At 66.6% G+C, this 14,687-nt stretch carries 10 protein-coding genes and 1 tRNA gene; 4 read left to right on the top strand and 7 right to left on the bottom strand.

Annotated elements, in window-relative coordinates; translation table 11 throughout:
- Nucleotides 1-120: 120 nt before the first annotated feature.
- Nucleotides 121-1,068, top strand: a complete 948-nt coding sequence (locus MPPM_RS09815; protein WP_096484904.1) for a DNA cytosine methyltransferase — start codon at nucleotides 121-123, stop codon at nucleotides 1,066-1,068.
- Between the two features lie 50 nt (nucleotides 1,069-1,118).
- Nucleotides 1,119-1,550 carry a very short patch repair endonuclease gene (locus tag MPPM_RS09810; RefSeq protein WP_096484903.1) on the top strand — a complete coding sequence of 144 codons (432 nt, stop codon included), beginning with the start codon at nucleotides 1,119-1,121 and terminating at the stop codon, nucleotides 1,548-1,550.
- A gap of 50 nt (nucleotides 1,551-1,600) precedes the next feature.
- On the opposite strand, the gene MPPM_RS27950 is transcribed toward MPPM_RS09810, so the two are convergent.
- From MPPM_RS27950 to MPPM_RS09780, 7 genes are all read right to left on the bottom strand, one after another.
- Nucleotides 1,601-1,822 carry a ribbon-helix-helix domain-containing protein gene (locus MPPM_RS27950; RefSeq protein WP_157914158.1) on the bottom strand — a complete coding sequence of 74 codons (222 nt, stop codon included), beginning with the start codon at nucleotides 1,820-1,822 and terminating at the stop codon, nucleotides 1,601-1,603.
- Nucleotides 1,823-1,848: 26 nt separating this feature from the next.
- Nucleotides 1,849-2,187: a hypothetical protein gene (locus MPPM_RS09805; protein ID WP_096484902.1), complete on the bottom strand. Its 339-nt coding sequence runs from the start codon at nucleotides 2,185-2,187 to the stop codon at nucleotides 1,849-1,851.
- 958 nt (nucleotides 2,188-3,145) lie between these two features.
- The gene (locus MPPM_RS09800) at nucleotides 3,146-5,158 is read right to left on the bottom strand and encodes a hypothetical protein (RefSeq protein WP_096484901.1); all 2,013 of its coding nucleotides are present in this window, start codon (nucleotides 5,156-5,158) and stop codon (nucleotides 3,146-3,148) included.
- Nucleotides 5,136-7,109, bottom strand: a complete 1,974-nt coding sequence (locus MPPM_RS09795; RefSeq protein ID WP_096484900.1) for a hypothetical protein — start codon at nucleotides 7,107-7,109, stop codon at nucleotides 5,136-5,138. Before MPPM_RS09795 ends, MPPM_RS09800 begins: the two co-directional genes overlap by 23 nt.
- On the bottom strand, nucleotides 7,109-7,786 hold the full coding sequence (locus MPPM_RS09790; protein ID WP_096484899.1) for a hypothetical protein: 678 nt from the start codon (nucleotides 7,784-7,786) through the stop codon (nucleotides 7,109-7,111). Before MPPM_RS09790 ends, MPPM_RS09795 begins: the two co-directional genes overlap by 1 nt.
- A 409-nt stretch (nucleotides 7,787-8,195) precedes the next feature.
- A complete protein-coding gene (locus MPPM_RS09785; RefSeq protein ID WP_096484898.1) occupies nucleotides 8,196-10,571 on the bottom strand; it encodes a P-loop ATPase, Sll1717 family in 2,376 nt (791 codons plus the stop codon).
- 487 nt (nucleotides 10,572-11,058) lie between these two features.
- Nucleotides 11,059-11,133, bottom strand: a tRNA-Val gene (locus MPPM_RS09780).
- A gap of 313 nt (nucleotides 11,134-11,446) precedes the next feature.
- On the opposite strand from MPPM_RS09780, the gene MPPM_RS09775 reads away from it, so the two are divergent.
- Both MPPM_RS09775 and MPPM_RS09770 read left to right on the top strand, forming a co-directional pair.
- Nucleotides 11,447-12,493 carry a hypothetical protein gene (locus MPPM_RS09775; protein WP_096484897.1) on the top strand — a complete coding sequence of 349 codons (1,047 nt, stop codon included), beginning with the start codon at nucleotides 11,447-11,449 and terminating at the stop codon, nucleotides 12,491-12,493.
- 6 nt (nucleotides 12,494-12,499) lie between these two features.
- Nucleotides 12,500-14,677 (top strand): glycosyltransferase family 2 protein, encoded by a 2,178-nt coding sequence (locus MPPM_RS09770; protein ID WP_096484896.1) that lies wholly within the window; start codon nucleotides 12,500-12,502, stop codon nucleotides 14,675-14,677.
- The last annotated feature ends 10 nt before the right edge of the window (nucleotides 14,678-14,687 follow it).

Here is a 14,687-nt window from a genome sequence, read left to right as displayed (position 1 = left end):
CTAGACCTCAGCGATGCGTTTTCGACGTTAAGCAACTAGGCGGTGCCATGCTTGGCCGTTCGCTAAAATCCATGCACTTCTGGACGGGTTTCCCGGATTCGGCGGGCGAGGCAGGGTGGGATGCCTAAGGCGGTTTCTTTGTTCACCGGCTGCGGGGGCAGCGACAGGGGTCTGATCGACGCGGGCTTCGACGTGGTCATGGCCAACGACACGATGGGCTATGCCCGTGACGTCTACCTCGCGAACTTGCCCGAGACGGATTACGTGCTCGGCAATGTCGCGGACGTCCGCAGCTTCCCCGAGGTGGACCTGCTCGCGGGCTGCTATCCGTGCCAAGGCTTCAGCGTCGGCGGGGTTAGGGAGGCGGGCCGCAAGATCAACTACCTCTACCGCGAGTTCGACCGCGCGCTCCGGCAGATCAAGCCTAAGGCGTTCATCGTCGAGAACGTCTCTGGTATGCGGAACGCCAATAACCAGCACTTGGCCGTGAACCAGCTCACGCGCTTCCGGATGGCGGGCTACAAGGTCGACTGGTCCATCCTTGATGCGCGCGCCTATGGCGTCGCGCAGGAGCGGACGCGTATGTTCTTCGTCGGCATCCGTTCGGACCTGGGCGTGCGGTACGAATTCCCCCAACCCACGCACAGCCTTCCGGGGGAGGACGTTCACGGGCTGCCGTCCTGCCCAACGATACGCGACCGGATCGAGGACCTGCCCTTGTGGCCAGAGGGCGAGTACGACAACCAACCATTCCACTGGTACTACCTGTCCAGGGACCGCTGGCGAGACTGGGGACAGGTGAGCCGGACCATCGTGGCCAACAGCAGGCACACGCCCCTCCATCCCGTGAGCCCCCGCCTCAAGCGCATCGGCACCGACGAGTGGCGCTTCGTCGAGGATGCCCCGGCGCGGCGCCTCTCCTACCGCGAGGCCGCGCGCCTGCAGGGATTCGGGGACATGACGTTCCCGGAAACCGGCGGCACGCGCCTCCGCTACCGCGTCATCGGCAACGCGGTGCCGCCGCCGCTCTTCAAGGCCGTGGCATCGGCAATCCCGGACATCTGGTGACCCCATCGAGCAGGCGTTGGGAAGGGGTCTCTGATGCCGTCCGCGCCTCGATGCGGGGCAACAAGTCCACGGACACCAAGCCCGAGATATTCGTCCGACAACTCCTGCGCCTCGCGGGATACGGGTACCGGCTGCACAGGAAAGACCTACCCGGGAAGCCCGACATCGCGTTCATCGGCCGTCGGAAGGCGGTGTTCGTGCACGGCTGCTTCTGGCATCAGCACAAGGGCTGCAAGAGGGCGAGCAAGCCAAAGAGCCGGATGGATTATTGGCGTCCGAAGCTTGAGCGCAATCAAGCTCGGGATGCTGCTAACAAGAAAGCACTGGAGGCTCGGGGTTGGTCCGTGCTGACAGTCTGGGAATGTGAGATCAAGCAGCCCGCTACACTTGCCGCGAAGCTGCAGGCATTTATGGATGGGAAGCATGGCGGCGGGTGCCACTCCGCAGTTGACCCTAATGGAGGTGATCCACCCCAACCGTAGGGTGCGGTCCTGGACTAGTGCCGCGCCGCCTGACCGCCTCCCAGGCTCACTCAACTAGGGAGTTTGCCCGATTGCATGCTTCGCTTCAGCCGGTCCCGCGGGTCTTCGGAAGCAGCATCGAAAGCTTTGAGTGTATCCAGCATCGCTTGGGTAGTCGGCCTGTCAGCCCGAGCAACGATCTCGCGACAGGCCGCAACTAAGTCCGCTTCAGAGATGTCGGCAGCTTTGGCCAATTCACGAATGACCTTAATATTCTCTTCCGTTCGTGCCATCGAATCCTCCCGCAGTTGATATCAAATTAGGCCTTCTTGAGCTTTTTCAGGTCGAGCGAGACGGTCGCCTGCGACACTCCAATGAGATCTGCGACCTCAGACTGAGTGAGGCCGGACTTGACCATCTCGGCTTCGAGCTTGCGCCGCTCAGCTATCGTGATTTGAGCAGGTTCGAACTTCGTGAGCTGCTGGAAGCTACCCTTCGCGCGAACACGCATTTGCTCGACTTCACCGGTAGACTTGCGGCGGTTGATCGTAAGGACCCCCTTCGAGGACACGATCTTGAACGTGTCGGTTGGCTTGAGCCGGAAGGTAGAGAGGACATCCAGCATCGGGTCTGGACGGGAGGGAACGAGCTTAGGCATGAGCGATCCTTTCATGATTTTTCACGAAATCGATTAAAGCGCCCAGCGGTTCCTCATGGAATTATGTGCCGCGAGTAAAGAGCCTATGCCGCACCGGGCTTGGTCGGGCAGCCGAGCGGCCATCCTGAAAGAAGCCGGCCCGTCGCTTCGGCGGTGTCATGCCCCGCAGGACCCGCAGGGCAGTCTCGGCGTCGTAGCTCGTCTCGTCCGCGAGCGCATCGGCCGGGGGGCGCTCCCATACCTCGGGATCACTGAGGGCATGCCAGCGCTCCCGCATGGCGCGGACTCGGGGTGGTCCGGATCGTTGGGCGTTCCCGCATCCTCGCGCCGGCCAGGGCCCGGGGCAAGCCCGCGTGCGGAAGGCCTAAAACGAGAAAAGCCCCGGCATCGCCCCGGGGCCCTCTGAACATCCTCGCGCACTAGGGCGGGTAAGTCTTGATCACTTTAAGGCTGTAAAAGACACGGTGTCATCCCTGCGCACGAGGGCAGGGGGTAGGTCATCTCACCGGCGGTATCGCTCACGATGTGTCATCCCTGAGCACTAGGTCAGGGGTCGTTTTGTGCACACCCTTAAGATAGGCCCAGGCACCGGCCGAGGGAAGGCCCGCTTGGAGGCATGGTAAACGGTCGGGGTTTGCCGCTGGCAGCGTCGGTTGAGACGCTGGTGATGATAGCCCCAGCGAGTGTATTGCTCCCACGCATCGAAGTTCCGCACTGGAGCAACCTAGAGCGATGAGGGGCCGCCATATCGGTTTGCGCTACCCAATACCTCATGCACGAGCGGCTACTCGTCGCTCGCTTGGTTGGCCCCTGATGGTGTTAGGGCGGCTTCCGGGACATCCGACGGGGTATGCCGCTTCCCTTGAACCCGGAAAAGGACGACTGCGGTCTCCACCGAGCTGTCCGCAACGGTTCGAGGCCGTGTGAAAACGTGAGAGGTATCGGTTGCGGCAGAAGGTTATTCCCCAAGGCGCTGTGTGAAGCGTCGAAAAGGACGCATTGCCGCCATCAGCATGACTGCCTTGCGAGTTGGACTCCTCGTCAAGCAGAAGATTGTTCTACGGTCTCGCAGCGTGTCTTCGTTTTCACACAGCCTCGTTCGATGATGGACGCCAATCTGGTCGCGTATGTCGGGCTGGGCTCCGGCTCGGTCATGCAGGTCGAGGACCATCAGCATGGAAAGCGCGATGTTCGTGCCCTGATACGAGATGGCTTGCGGGCCGTATCGGTCGACCAAGTCGCTAAGCGTCAGCTTCGGGAAGGAGCGCTTCAGTTCGGACGTCGTCTTCATCCATCTGTAGGTGAACAGGACATCAACGCGCCCGCCGCCGAGGTCCCGGGCCTCGGGTCGGCAGATCTCCGCGAGCCGCGAACCCATGAGGAAGTTGACGAAGTCATGCTGGAGATCGGCTTCCAGCGGCGGGTTGTCCGCGTCACGATTGAAGAGATAGGCGACGCCGGGATACGTTGCCTTGCTGAGGTTGTACCGCGAGACGACGAAGCGTGTGACCTCTAGGAGCAGTACATCGACGAAGCTCCGGACATCCTCTCGCCCCCCGTAGTCGACATTCCCGGCGAGGGCGGCAAGGGCTGTCCCAAGCACCTCGTCGACGGTCCTGGATACGGTCTCGTCGTACAGGATGACGGCATCGGCCTCGATGCGGGCCGAGACGGTCTCGCGTACCTGCGCCGGGAGGTGCTCAATGATGGCGGCGGTCGGTGAGCTCCCGTCCGCCGCCCCGGAAGGGCGGTGGGTGACGAGGTCTACCCGGGCTTGGCCCACGAGGTCCCCGAGGGACATCGCCTCCGGCAGGTAAGCGGACCCGGCGTTCTCCTCTATCCAGTGCTCCAGGATGTCCAGGGAACGAAGCTCGCGCTGCATCGCGCCCACGATCATCGGGCGCACGACCTGCTCTAGCCCGCCGTCGGACCCTCGCCGGAACATGGTACGGCTCGCGGCATAGACGGACAGAAGCTCCTCCTCCATGACCGCGGCGACTTTGAGCCACGCCGAGCGGGAGATCTTGTCCGTGACCGCCCCGAGGCGGAGCGCGAGCGAAGTCCAGTGGACGCGTTCGAGGTCCTTCGCCGTGAGCCAGGACGACGTCTCGGGCTCGCGGTCATTCACGGTGAGGTAGGCGGTGTACTCGAAGGCCGATCGCGTGACGGTGTCGATCCGCTCTGGGAGATCCTCGCCGGTACGGCCTTCCTGGAAGGCCACCAGCATGTCGAGGCAGTTCCGGTAAAGCCGGGCATCGAGGCGCGTCTCGGTCGCGTCCTCGGCACGCGCAAACCAGCCCCGGGCCCGCCCGAAGGCGTCGAGCGCCGTTTTCGGCGTGGTGGCGCCGAGCCCCGTTCTCAGCGCATCGAGGCCGAGCTCGACCGCGGCTTCGTCCTCCGCGTCCTCGACATCCGCGAGTTCCGTCAGCTTGTGGCGCAAGTCGTCGGCGGGCTCGTGGGCCAGCACGGCCCCGGCAACCCTGGCCGCATGGCGGAGATAGATGCCGTCGTCCGACGGGTCGAGATCGAGGAGGTCGGCTTGGAGGCGCCGGAGCAGCGACCGCTCCGACTGGGCCATGATCATCGCCGCCTTCAGCGCCTGGGAGCGGGTGCCATAGTGGGCCGACCTGTCGGCGGCCCGTTCCAGGAAAACCCGGCCGAGCCCTTGGCGGTGCGTCGGCGGAACCTGCCCGCCGCGCCCAAGCCAAGACGCAATCTCCATCATGGCGAGCACGTCGGCGTTCTCCGCCACCGCGACCAGGGCCTTCGTGGTTGCCTCGGCTCGCGGATGTTCGGCGAGGATGACGAAGAGGCGCGCGCCCTCGACTTCCGCCGCATGATCGGCGGCCGCCGCGGCGAGCTCGTCGACCGGGATGTCGCCGAGGTCTTGCGCGTCGCCGTCGTCGAGAAGGCGTCTGATCAGGTCGGACGGCGCCACGGAGCCAGGCTCAGAAAAGGAATCGCTCGCCATGAGCGTGGGTCACGTGATCGCATGGGACAACGTCGAGGAGCGTCGGGTCCGCACGGGCGCCGACGATGATCTGGATGTCCCCCGCGCTCTGGATAGCCTCGTGCACGCGCGACAGCAACGCGGCGAAGTCGGCGGGCGCCATCTCCTGCGCGCCCGGGCTATCCAGGACCAGCAGGCCCGGGTGCCGGCCGTACATGCGTTGCCGGGCCACCTCGATCACGGCGAGCGCCGCCGCGATGCGCACGCGCAGGTTCTCTCCCGGGGACAGCCTCCCGAAGCTGGTCGGAGCCTTGCCCTGCACGATCCGCATCGCCCCCCCGGTGCCCCAGTCCATGCTCTCGATGTTCTGGACGCCGAACGAACGGGACAGCGTGGTGATCTCCCTCGACACGTCGGCGAGGATCTCGCGCGCGAGCCCGTCGTAGAGATCCTTGGTCACCTCCTCGGCGGCCTGGAGCACTGCCTCGTCATGAGCGCCGGTGGCAGCCTCTTCCTTCTCCTCCTCTTCCTCCTCGGCCGCGATCAGCGCGAGGAGTTGCTCGCGCTGGGCCTCAAGGCCCCGGATCTCCATCTCTAGGTCGGCGGAGCCCTCGGCCCGCAAGGCGGCTTCGGTGGCGCGCGACGCCTCGATGGCCTTGGAAAGCTCCGCCTCGGCCCCCCGCTGCGACGCCTGCGCCTTGGTCGCCTGGGCGCTCAGCTCCGCGACATTGACCTCAACGTCGTCGACGTCCCGCTGCAACTCCTCCAGCCGCAACGCGTCCTCGTCCTCGTCCGGTGCCTGGCGCGTGCCGCATAAGGCGCAGGTAGAACCCTCGTCCGCCCGCGAATGCCGGTTGTGGTCGATGCCGGCATCGCACGAGGGGCAGCAGACGGGGCGCAAGGTCCGGAGCACCACGCCGGCTGCCCGCTCGTCCCTGAGTTGCTGCAAGGCCCTCCGCGTTTCGAGGAGCAGGGTCGTCGCGCCCTGCAACTGGCGGTCCACCCTGACCGCCTCCTGCCGCGTCTCCTCGATCCCCTCGCGCAGGGCCAGCAGCCGACGGTCCTGCTCAAGCATCGTGGCCCGCAGGACGGCACGGTCGGGCCCGGGGCGGACCCGGCCGCGCGCGGACGAAAGAGAGGCGTCGACCGCGTCGAGGCTAGTCCGGAGCCTGTTCCCGAGGCCGCGAGAGGCGGTGGGACGCTCGGCCTTCGTCGCCCTCAACCGCCTCAGCGCCGTCGCGGCAGCCGTGTAGGTGCTGACCCACGGCAGGCCCATGAACATCTGCAGCAGCCTCAGCGGGATGGCATCGACCAGCAGCTCGCCGAACACGGCCTTGCCTGGACCGTCGACGAATAGCGCCGACGCGATGACCGGCCAGCCATGGGTGTGGCTGCCGTCCTTCTCGTTGTGGGCGTGGAACCTGGCGAACCCGAACTCCGCCAGCATGGCGTCCTCGACGGCGCGTTCTAAGGGCTTCCCGACCGTGCCCTCGTACAGGGTGAACCACCCGCCGTCCTGTTCGCGGCTGAAGCTGCCGGCCGCGCCCTTGTCGGGGTCGCCCGCATCCTTCGTGACGAGGAGCCGATGGCCGATGCCGTTGGCCTCGAAGACGACCTCCGCCTTGCTCAGCCATCGCCACACGTCCGGCTTCACGCGTTCGTGGATGTCGCCGCGGATGCCCCCTTGGATCACGCCCAGCAGGGTCGACTTGCCCCTGAAGTTCTGGTCCGAAACGATGGCCCAGAGCCCGGGACCGAAGGTGAAGGTCCGGCCGAACGGGCCGTCGGCGACGGTGCCCTCCTTGACACCCTCCAGCGTGACGGAGCGGATGCGGAGGCTCTTTCTTCGGGGCAAGGTGGATTGCGGCTCGACGGCGTGCCGGTCGAGCACCTCCTGCACGACCGGCACCGGCAGAAATGCCTTTCCGGCGATGGCTTCGATCCACTCCGCTGCCGTGGCTTGCGTGCTCATTATCGTCCTCTGAGGCTCCGGAGCCGGGCCAGGACGCGCTCCTTGATGGACGGGATCTCGGTCCCATGGCGGGCGTCGCGGTACTCGGGATGGAGGTACTGGTCGCCCTTCAGGTCGGAGCCGCTCCGGAAGCCGGTCAGCGTCATTACAAGCTCGACCCGCGACCTGTACCAGCCAAGGCTCGGCTGCTCGCGCTCGATCCGCTCGATGAACGCGAACGCGGCCGGAAGGACGATGAAGTCGTGCCGGCGCTGCCCGGCGGTCTGCTTCAGCGGACGCACCAAGCCATGCGCCGCGAGGATCGAGAGCGGCATCTCGATGTTCTGGAAGGCCCCGCGGCGCCAGCGAACCATCGCAACCGTGCGAAGGTCCGGCTCGTCGGCGTCGAAGATGTCGGACGCGGCATCCAGGCCGGCAGGATCGCCCTCGGTCTCGAAGCGGGTCAGGAGCTCGTCGGCCAGGTAATCCGGGTAGCGGACGAGGAAGTCGATGGCCATCGCCCGCTTCTCGCCGCGGAAGATGCGACTATCATGTGCGGCCTCCTCGCTCCCGAGTGCCAGGATGTACAGGAGGCGCACCGCGTCGCGATGGTGGAACCCGATCTGCGGCTTGGCCGGTCCGCCCCGCGCAGGACGGGTCGCGTCAGGGCTCGTGGTCGTCTCGGGCTGCCCGTCCATCGTGGTCGCTCAAGGTCGTGGAGGCCAAGTCACGTCGGTGATGAGGCGTGCGCCGGCCGGCGCCGAGTTCGTATCGTCGGAAGGCTAGCCCGCCGAAGCACCGGCTTCCAAGCCGCCTCGCGGCCATCGACGCCCGACGGGGCCAGACCGGACCGGTGACATAACAGCCTGGCAGTGGCCCGGTTCGTTCGCGCGCGAGGTATCGGGTTAGCGCTACCCGATACCCTGCCGACGGGTCGTGTTTTCCGGCCATCAGGGGTCACCCGGTCGGGACGGCGGCAAGCCCGGGCGGTTGCGCATACGGCTGGCCCGCCGAGCGTCGGGGGACGTCATATCCTGCACATAAGCGGGCGTAACGCGAGATATCTTGAACGTAAGGGCGGGGCCTCAGTCCGGGCGTCCGCCGGCGTCAGAGCGGCAGGGCCGGCTCATCGAGATCGACGACGCTGTCCTTGAACTCCTTCAAACCGAGAGCCGGTCCGAATGCCGGATTGATAAGGTAAAGCGTGTTGGCCCCCCCGCGCTTGGCCCGGATCTTCAGCGCCTTGAGGTCGTAGGCGACGTTGAATATGAAGAAGTCAGTGTCCCCGGTCCGGACGCCGAGAACCCCATAGTAGAGCAGGAAGTCGGTCACGCCCTCTGCGCCCGCCGCCTCGATGCCCGCCTCCTCTACAATGCGCCCCAGCGCGGCGGCGTCGAGCACGCTCGGAGCGTCGATGAAGTGGTAGAGCAGGTCCTTTGCCGCGGGCTGCACGTCGCTAAGTTCTCTGTCAAGCTCGATTAGCAGATCCTGCGAGTAGGCCCGCATCCCCTTCTGGATGTCCTCCTCGCTGATCCGGAGGCGGCTGAAGTTTGTGGCAAAGCCTCGGGCGTGGTTGAAAATTTTCAGGACGTTGCGTGGCCGCATGAGCGAGCGCTCGATAATGAAGGCCGAACTCTCCTCCCCCCGGAAGTGGGAGGCGCAGATAGTCGGCCAGATCTGCTCGAACGATACCTCTGCCGCTTTCCCGTCGAGGCCGGAGACCAGGCGCAAGCGCAGCATCTCGCGCAGCAGGTCCGGATCGGTCCAGTCGAGGGTTGCCCGCATCTCCTTGCCGTAATCGGCCGAGTTGGCCATGAGGTGCTCGTAGACGTCGTTACGCACGAACACGATGCAGCGGAACTGGTGGCCGGCGCGCTGCATCTCCCGTTCGACCTTACGGCCCGCGTCGATCAAACAGCGCAGCGCAATGGCATCGATCACGTCGACGCCCTGGGTGGACCAGCCCTTGTCCAAATTGTCAAATAGGACCCAGACAGTCCCCTTCTTTTCCAAGTAACGCGATACCCGGTCCCGCAGGGCACGAAGGTCGTGGGTGTAAAGCAGCTCGGTGACCTGCTGCGAGGTTAGCTTCCGCCCGTCTTCGTGGCCGTACCGGGCGGCGTACTGGTCGCCAATCCGTTGTGACAGCGTCAGCAGCCGCTCGGAGAAATCGCCCTCGGCCGAAAAGTTGTCCACGCGGTAGGCCGCATCGAGCTCAAGGTATAATGCGTTGATTTCGTGATTAAATTTGTAGGTCCCTCGGTCCTTTTCTAGGAGCTTATAGGTGACCTCCAACAGGATGAGGTACTCCCAGAACGCGGTAATCAAGTGTTGGCGCGCGCCCTCGGTCAGGTAGGAGAGGATGTCGTCCTTGAGCTTGAGCAGCTGGTAGCCCTCGGGCTTGAGGTCGACCACGATGTTGCGCTTGTCCGCCCGGATCTTGTCACGGACGCGGATGAAGAGTGCGGTCTTGCCCGATCCCTTGCGGCCAACCACGAGGTTCACGTCGCCCCGCAGGGCCCGGTCGTACTGACTGGTCTTGAGGAAGTACTGCGACAGTGTCGTCATCTCGTTCTCAGCGGTCGGGTCCCCGATTGACATGCTCTGCAACAGCCCGCCGGTCTCGATTGGGGACGTGTCCGCCTGTTGCAAGTGGTCGTTGATGCTCGGACAGAAATCCGCGACCCGGTCAGTGATGTCGTCCGGAAAGCGGTACGTGCGTACGGCGTCCCGGATGTCGAGGGGAGCGTCATAGCCCGCCGGGCACAGGATCAGGGTCGGCTTGCCCATCCCGTGAGCGAGGCCCGCGACGAACAATGCTCGCACATTGTGAACTTCAGCGCCCTCCAGCTCAGGCTGCTGCAGCAGGAGGACGATGCCGGCCGAGGCCGAGACCTGCCGGACCGCGTCCGCCGCGGCCAACCGGGTGTCCTCGGTCGGCATGAAGCTGCGGTAGCGGTAGCCAGCCTTCTTCACCCGAGAGACTACCATGATCGCCGCGGCCGTCCGGGTCGGTGGCTCGATGAGGTAGACCGGGGCCTTGCGGTCGAGCGTGAGGTTGAAGGGCAGCGCGGCCTCGTCGACGTGGCTCGTGAGCCGGTTCCTTAGGTCATCCGCCGAGCCGTACTCGTGATAGCCCAGGGTATCGAAGATGCCCGCCTCCTTCGCGACGCCGCGGTCTCCGACCGTCCCAGAATGCCGGATCAGGAACGCGCGCTTGCCGCGTCCGACCGTGAACCCCACTTCGTAGACCACGTTCAGGTTGAGATAGCTGATGTCAGCGACGACGAAGGGCGCCTCGTCGATCTTCGCGAGGATCGGGGAGATCAGTGGATTGCCCGCGATGTCGTTGAAAACCCATGGCTCGTAGCGGACAGGCTGAGCGGAGACCGCATTCGCATGCCTGACGCCTTCTAAGATTAGCCCTGCCACGGCCGGGTCACGGGACGAGTACGCGACAAAGGCAACCTTCTGGCCGGCCATAATCCCCCTCCCCTGGCGAAGGGGACGCCCCCTTTCGATCAAGGATGAAGCAACCTCGCCGATGAGACAACGGCGCGAAGCCCGCGGGACCCGATCGCACGAGCGCGGGGATCGATGCCGGTCCGGTTGAGGTCGCGAGATGCAGGGGCGGACTGTGCGGTCGCCACGGACCGCCGGTGCGCCACGAGCTATCTTACACCGCCATCCGATAGCGGCCGGATGTCGAAGGTGCCGGAACTTTTGTCATAGACCTGCAGCGGGACCCGCCGCTTGGCTGTGCAAAGCCCTACGGCGACAAGCCAGGTCAATGTGATCTTGTCGGCGAGGCTTGAGAGGATCTCGTCGCAAGGGTCGCGTGTCACCAACAACCCTGTCGCACCTGTGCGTCTCGCCTTACGCACTCGGGTTTCCGACCCGGTTTCCAACCCAACGAAAAAGGCCCCGTTCCCGGGGCCCCAAATTCGTCAATCATCCTAGATGTTTAGGATGGTGGGCGCGACAGGGATCGAACCTGTGACCCCTACCATGTCAAGGTAGTGCTCTCCCGCTGAGCTACGCGCCCCGGCAGGTCTTCCGGGTGGCCCCGGCGTCCTGCGAGGCCGCGGCTATAGCCGGTGCCGGCCGGCTCCGCAAGCGGGACCTTGGCGGAATCTGACACCATTCGTCGAAAGGCGTGGGGCGCCGCCCGCGCGACGGCATCCCCGTTGCACCCGAGCGGCAAAAATCGGCTAAGACAGCGCGGCGGAACGTAGGGTCGCCGCTCCGGCGCCGGCACGGCGGCCTCATGACGTCTCGACGAGGCGCGCGCGGCCGGCGCACCGGGTGGCACAGACCGAGCGTACGGACCGGCACGGGACCGAGGACGGCAAGCAAGGATGCGGTTTCTCCTATCGTCCGACGAGGGCGACGTGATCCGGGGCTGGGTGGTGCCGGACAACCCGCAGGCGATCAGCCGGGTCTCCGTCTGCATCGAGGGCCGCCGGGTGGCGGAGGTCTCCGCGATCCACTCCGACCCGAACTTCATCAAGTTCGGCTGGCACGCGACCGGCCAGTGCCATTTCGAGATCCGCGAGACCGACGTGCCGGGTCTGGCCGGAATCGAGCGGCTCGAGATCTACGACGTCGACACCAACGTGCTGATCTACCGGCGGCTGCCGCGCGAGGGCCTGACCGACAAGAAGGTCATCCTGCTCAACGGGCATATCCGCCCGGAGACGGTGATCCAGACCGCGCTCTACCCCTATTTCCGGCAATCGTATTTCGGGATCGGCCGGTTTCCGGACGAGATCCTGCGGGCGATGTTCGACACCGTGACGCTCGATTCCTGCCTGATGGCCGGTTCGATCATCTTCCCGCGCTACGAGGGGCACTTCGTCCAGAGCGGCGCGCTCACCATGCTGCTCGTCCACGATCCCTTCGTGGAGTTGGCCAGCCGCCTGTACTGGCTGCGCGAGCGGGCGAGCATCGCCGCCAACGCGGACCAGCAATGGCGCCTCGGCAACCTCGTCGAGGCGGCGGCCTTCACCCTCGATTACGATTTCACCGACGTGAAAAGCCTGAAGCGGCTGTTCCGGATGATGCCGGAGCCGGCCTATCACCTGCTCTACAACCCCCTGACCCGCCAGCTCAGCACCCACGTGCCGGAGGACCGGCTGATGCCGGGCAGTTCCATCATCGCCGTCGAGGTTCTGTCGCGCATCGACGTCGTCGGCCACCGCGACTACTTCGAGGCCTTCATGGCCTCGGTGTTCCACCATATCGGGATCGAGGCCCCGCTACCGCTGCCGCTGCCGATCCCGAACGAGACGCTGGCGCTCGCCGAGCTGCTGCGCGGGATGCGGTTCGCCCGCGACATGGTCGTCTACGATACGGTGCTGAGCGACGCGGTGCGGGCATCCGTCTCGAAGAACTGGGAGGCCTGAGCGGCGATGGCGGAGCGGGCCGGGCCCCAGGCGAGGCTCACGTCGCCGCTCGAGCCGACGCTCGCAGGCCGTCCGCTGCCGGCGACGGGCACGGACGGAGCCGACTTGCGCATCGATCTTGCCGGCGCCGGCCTCGGCGGTGCCTGGGTCAGCGTGACGTGGCGCGATGCCGGCAGCGGCGGCATTGCCCGCGCCCTCCTCAGCGCGGTCTCGGGCGACGGTGCGAGCGTGGCGCTGGTCGAGGAGCCGCTCGGCGGCGACGCCTTCGCCTGGACCGGCCGGCTGCCGCCGGACGTCGCGACCTTGCGCCTGACGGCCCTGTCGCGGAGCGACCCCTTCCGGCTGCGCGACCTCAGGATCATCCGCCGCGGACGCTTCGGGATCGTGGCGCGGGCCGGCCTCCGCCAACCCGGCCTGACCGCCCAGGCGGTCTACTGGCGCGTCCTCGGCCTCAAAGTCCGCGCCCGCGGGCTGATCGCGCGGGCGCTCGCGCACCGGGCCGAGACCGGCTACGCCGCCTGGATCGCGAGGTTCGACCGGCTCACGACGGCGGAGCGCGCGCGGATCCGCGCCGAGATCGCGGGCTGGGAGGCGCGCCCGCTCATCTCCATCCTGATGCCGGCGCACGATCCCGACCCGCGCGTGCTGGAGGCGGCGATCCGCTCGGTGCGCAGCCAGCTCTACCCGGCCTGGGAACTCTGCATCGCCGACGACGCCTCCACTGATCCGCGCATCCCGCGGCTGATCGCCCGCCACGCGCGGGAAGAGCCGCGCATCCGCTGCGTGCGTAGGCCGGAGAACGGCCACATCGCCCGCGCGACCAACGACGCCCTGGGCCTGGCGAGCGGCGCCTACGCCGCCTTCCTCGACCACGACGATCTCCTCGCCGAGAACGCCCTGTTCGAGGTGGCCGCCGCCGTCCGGGCCGATCCGGACCTCGAGCTGATCTACAGCGACGAGGACAAGGTCGATGGCCGCGGCCGCCGCTTCGAGCCGCATTTCAAGTCGGGCTACGACCGCGAGCTGCTGTGGGCCCAGAACTACGTGAACCATCTCAGCGTGGTCCGCACGGAGACGCTGCGCCGGCTCGGCGGCCTGCGGCCCGGCTTCGAGGGAAGCCAGGATCACGATCTGCTTCTGCGCCTGACCGAGGGGCTCGACCGCGCCCGCGTGCGCCACATCCCCAAGGTGCTCTATCACTGGCGGGCGGCGGCCGGCTCCGGCACCTTCTCCGACCGGGCGCTCGCGCGGGCCGAGGATGCCCGCCTGCGGGCGCTCGCCGAGGTGGCTTCGCGGCGGGGCGCCCGGGCCGAGCGCGGAGAGCAGGGCTTCAACCGGCTGCTGCGTCCCCTGCCGGACCCGTCCCCCCTCGTCTCCGTCGTCATCCCGACCCGCGACCGGGCGGAGCTGCTCGGCGTCGTCCTCGACGGGCTGTTCGCGCGCACCGACTATCCGGCCCTGGATGTCATCGTCGTCGACAACGGCAGCTCGGAGCCGGCGACGCGGGATCTGTTCGCGCGCTACGCTGCCGAGCCGCGCCTGCGCGTGCTGTCCGTGCCGGGTCCGTTCAACTTCTCCGATCTGTCGAATCGCGGCGCGGCGGCGGCGCGGGGATCGATCCTTCTGTTCCTCAACAACGACATCGAGGTGCTGGAGCCGGGCTGGCTCACCGAACTCGCCGCGATCGCGAGCGACCCGGAGATCGGCGCGGTCGGCGCGAAGCTCCTCTATCCCGACGGCACGATCCAGCACGGCGGGATCGTCCTCGGCATCGGCGGCATCGCCGGCCACAGCCATCTCGGCCTGCCGGGCGACGCGCCCGGCTACTTCGCGCGGATGCAGCTGTCGCAGGAGGTCTCCGCGGTGACCGGCGCCTGCCTCGCGATGCGGTCCGAGGTCTTCCGCGAGGTCGGCGGCTTCGATGCCGCGCATCTGGCGGTCGCCTTCAACGACGTGGACCTGTGCCTCAGGATCCGCTCGGCCGGCTACCGCATCGTCTGGACGCCGTATGCCCGCCTCGTCCACCACGAATCGAAGAGCCGAGGCGCCGAGGACACGCCGGAGAAGCGCGCCCGCTTCGAGGCCGAATCGCGGGTGATGCGCGAGCGGTGGGAGCCCGTGCTGCGGGCCGACCCGTACTACAATCCGAATTTCTCCCGGGCCGCGGCGCATTACCGGCTGTAGATCGCCCCCC

Source organism: Methylorubrum populi (assembly GCF_002355515.1).
Taxonomy (GTDB): domain Bacteria; phylum Pseudomonadota; class Alphaproteobacteria; order Rhizobiales; family Beijerinckiaceae; genus Methylobacterium; species Methylobacterium populi_A.
Note: the sequence above shows the minus strand (reverse complement) of the source record. Positions and strands in the feature narration are given on the sequence as shown.

What these genes read in the sequence shown, in the direction of transcription:
- MPPM_RS09815 (WP_096484904.1), top strand. Translation starts at nt 121, where the DNA reads ATGCCTAAGGCGGTTTCTTTGTTCACCGGCTGCGGGGGCAGCGACAGG.
- MPPM_RS09810 (WP_096484903.1), top strand. Translation starts at nt 1,119, where the DNA reads ATGCGGGGCAACAAGTCCACGGACACCAAGCCCGAGATATTCGTCCGA.
- MPPM_RS27950 (WP_157914158.1), bottom strand. Translation starts at nt 1,822, where the DNA reads ATGGCACGAACGGAAGAGAATATTAAGGTCATTCGTGAATTGGCCAAA.
- MPPM_RS09805 (WP_096484902.1), bottom strand. Translation starts at nt 2,187, where the DNA reads ATGCCTAAGCTCGTTCCCTCCCGTCCAGACCCGATGCTGGATGTCCTC.
- MPPM_RS09800 (WP_096484901.1), bottom strand. Translation starts at nt 5,158, where the DNA reads ATGGCGAGCGATTCCTTTTCTGAGCCTGGCTCCGTGGCGCCGTCCGAC.
- MPPM_RS09795 (WP_096484900.1), bottom strand. Translation starts at nt 7,109, where the DNA reads ATGAGCACGCAAGCCACGGCAGCGGAGTGGATCGAAGCCATCGCCGGA.
- MPPM_RS09790 (WP_096484899.1), bottom strand. Translation starts at nt 7,786, where the DNA reads ATGGACGGGCAGCCCGAGACGACCACGAGCCCTGACGCGACCCGTCCT.
- MPPM_RS09785 (WP_096484898.1), bottom strand. Translation starts at nt 10,571, where the DNA reads ATGGCCGGCCAGAAGGTTGCCTTTGTCGCGTACTCGTCCCGTGACCCG.
- MPPM_RS09775 (WP_096484897.1), top strand. Translation starts at nt 11,447, where the DNA reads ATGCGGTTTCTCCTATCGTCCGACGAGGGCGACGTGATCCGGGGCTGG.
- MPPM_RS09770 (WP_096484896.1), top strand. Translation starts at nt 12,500, where the DNA reads ATGGCGGAGCGGGCCGGGCCCCAGGCGAGGCTCACGTCGCCGCTCGAG.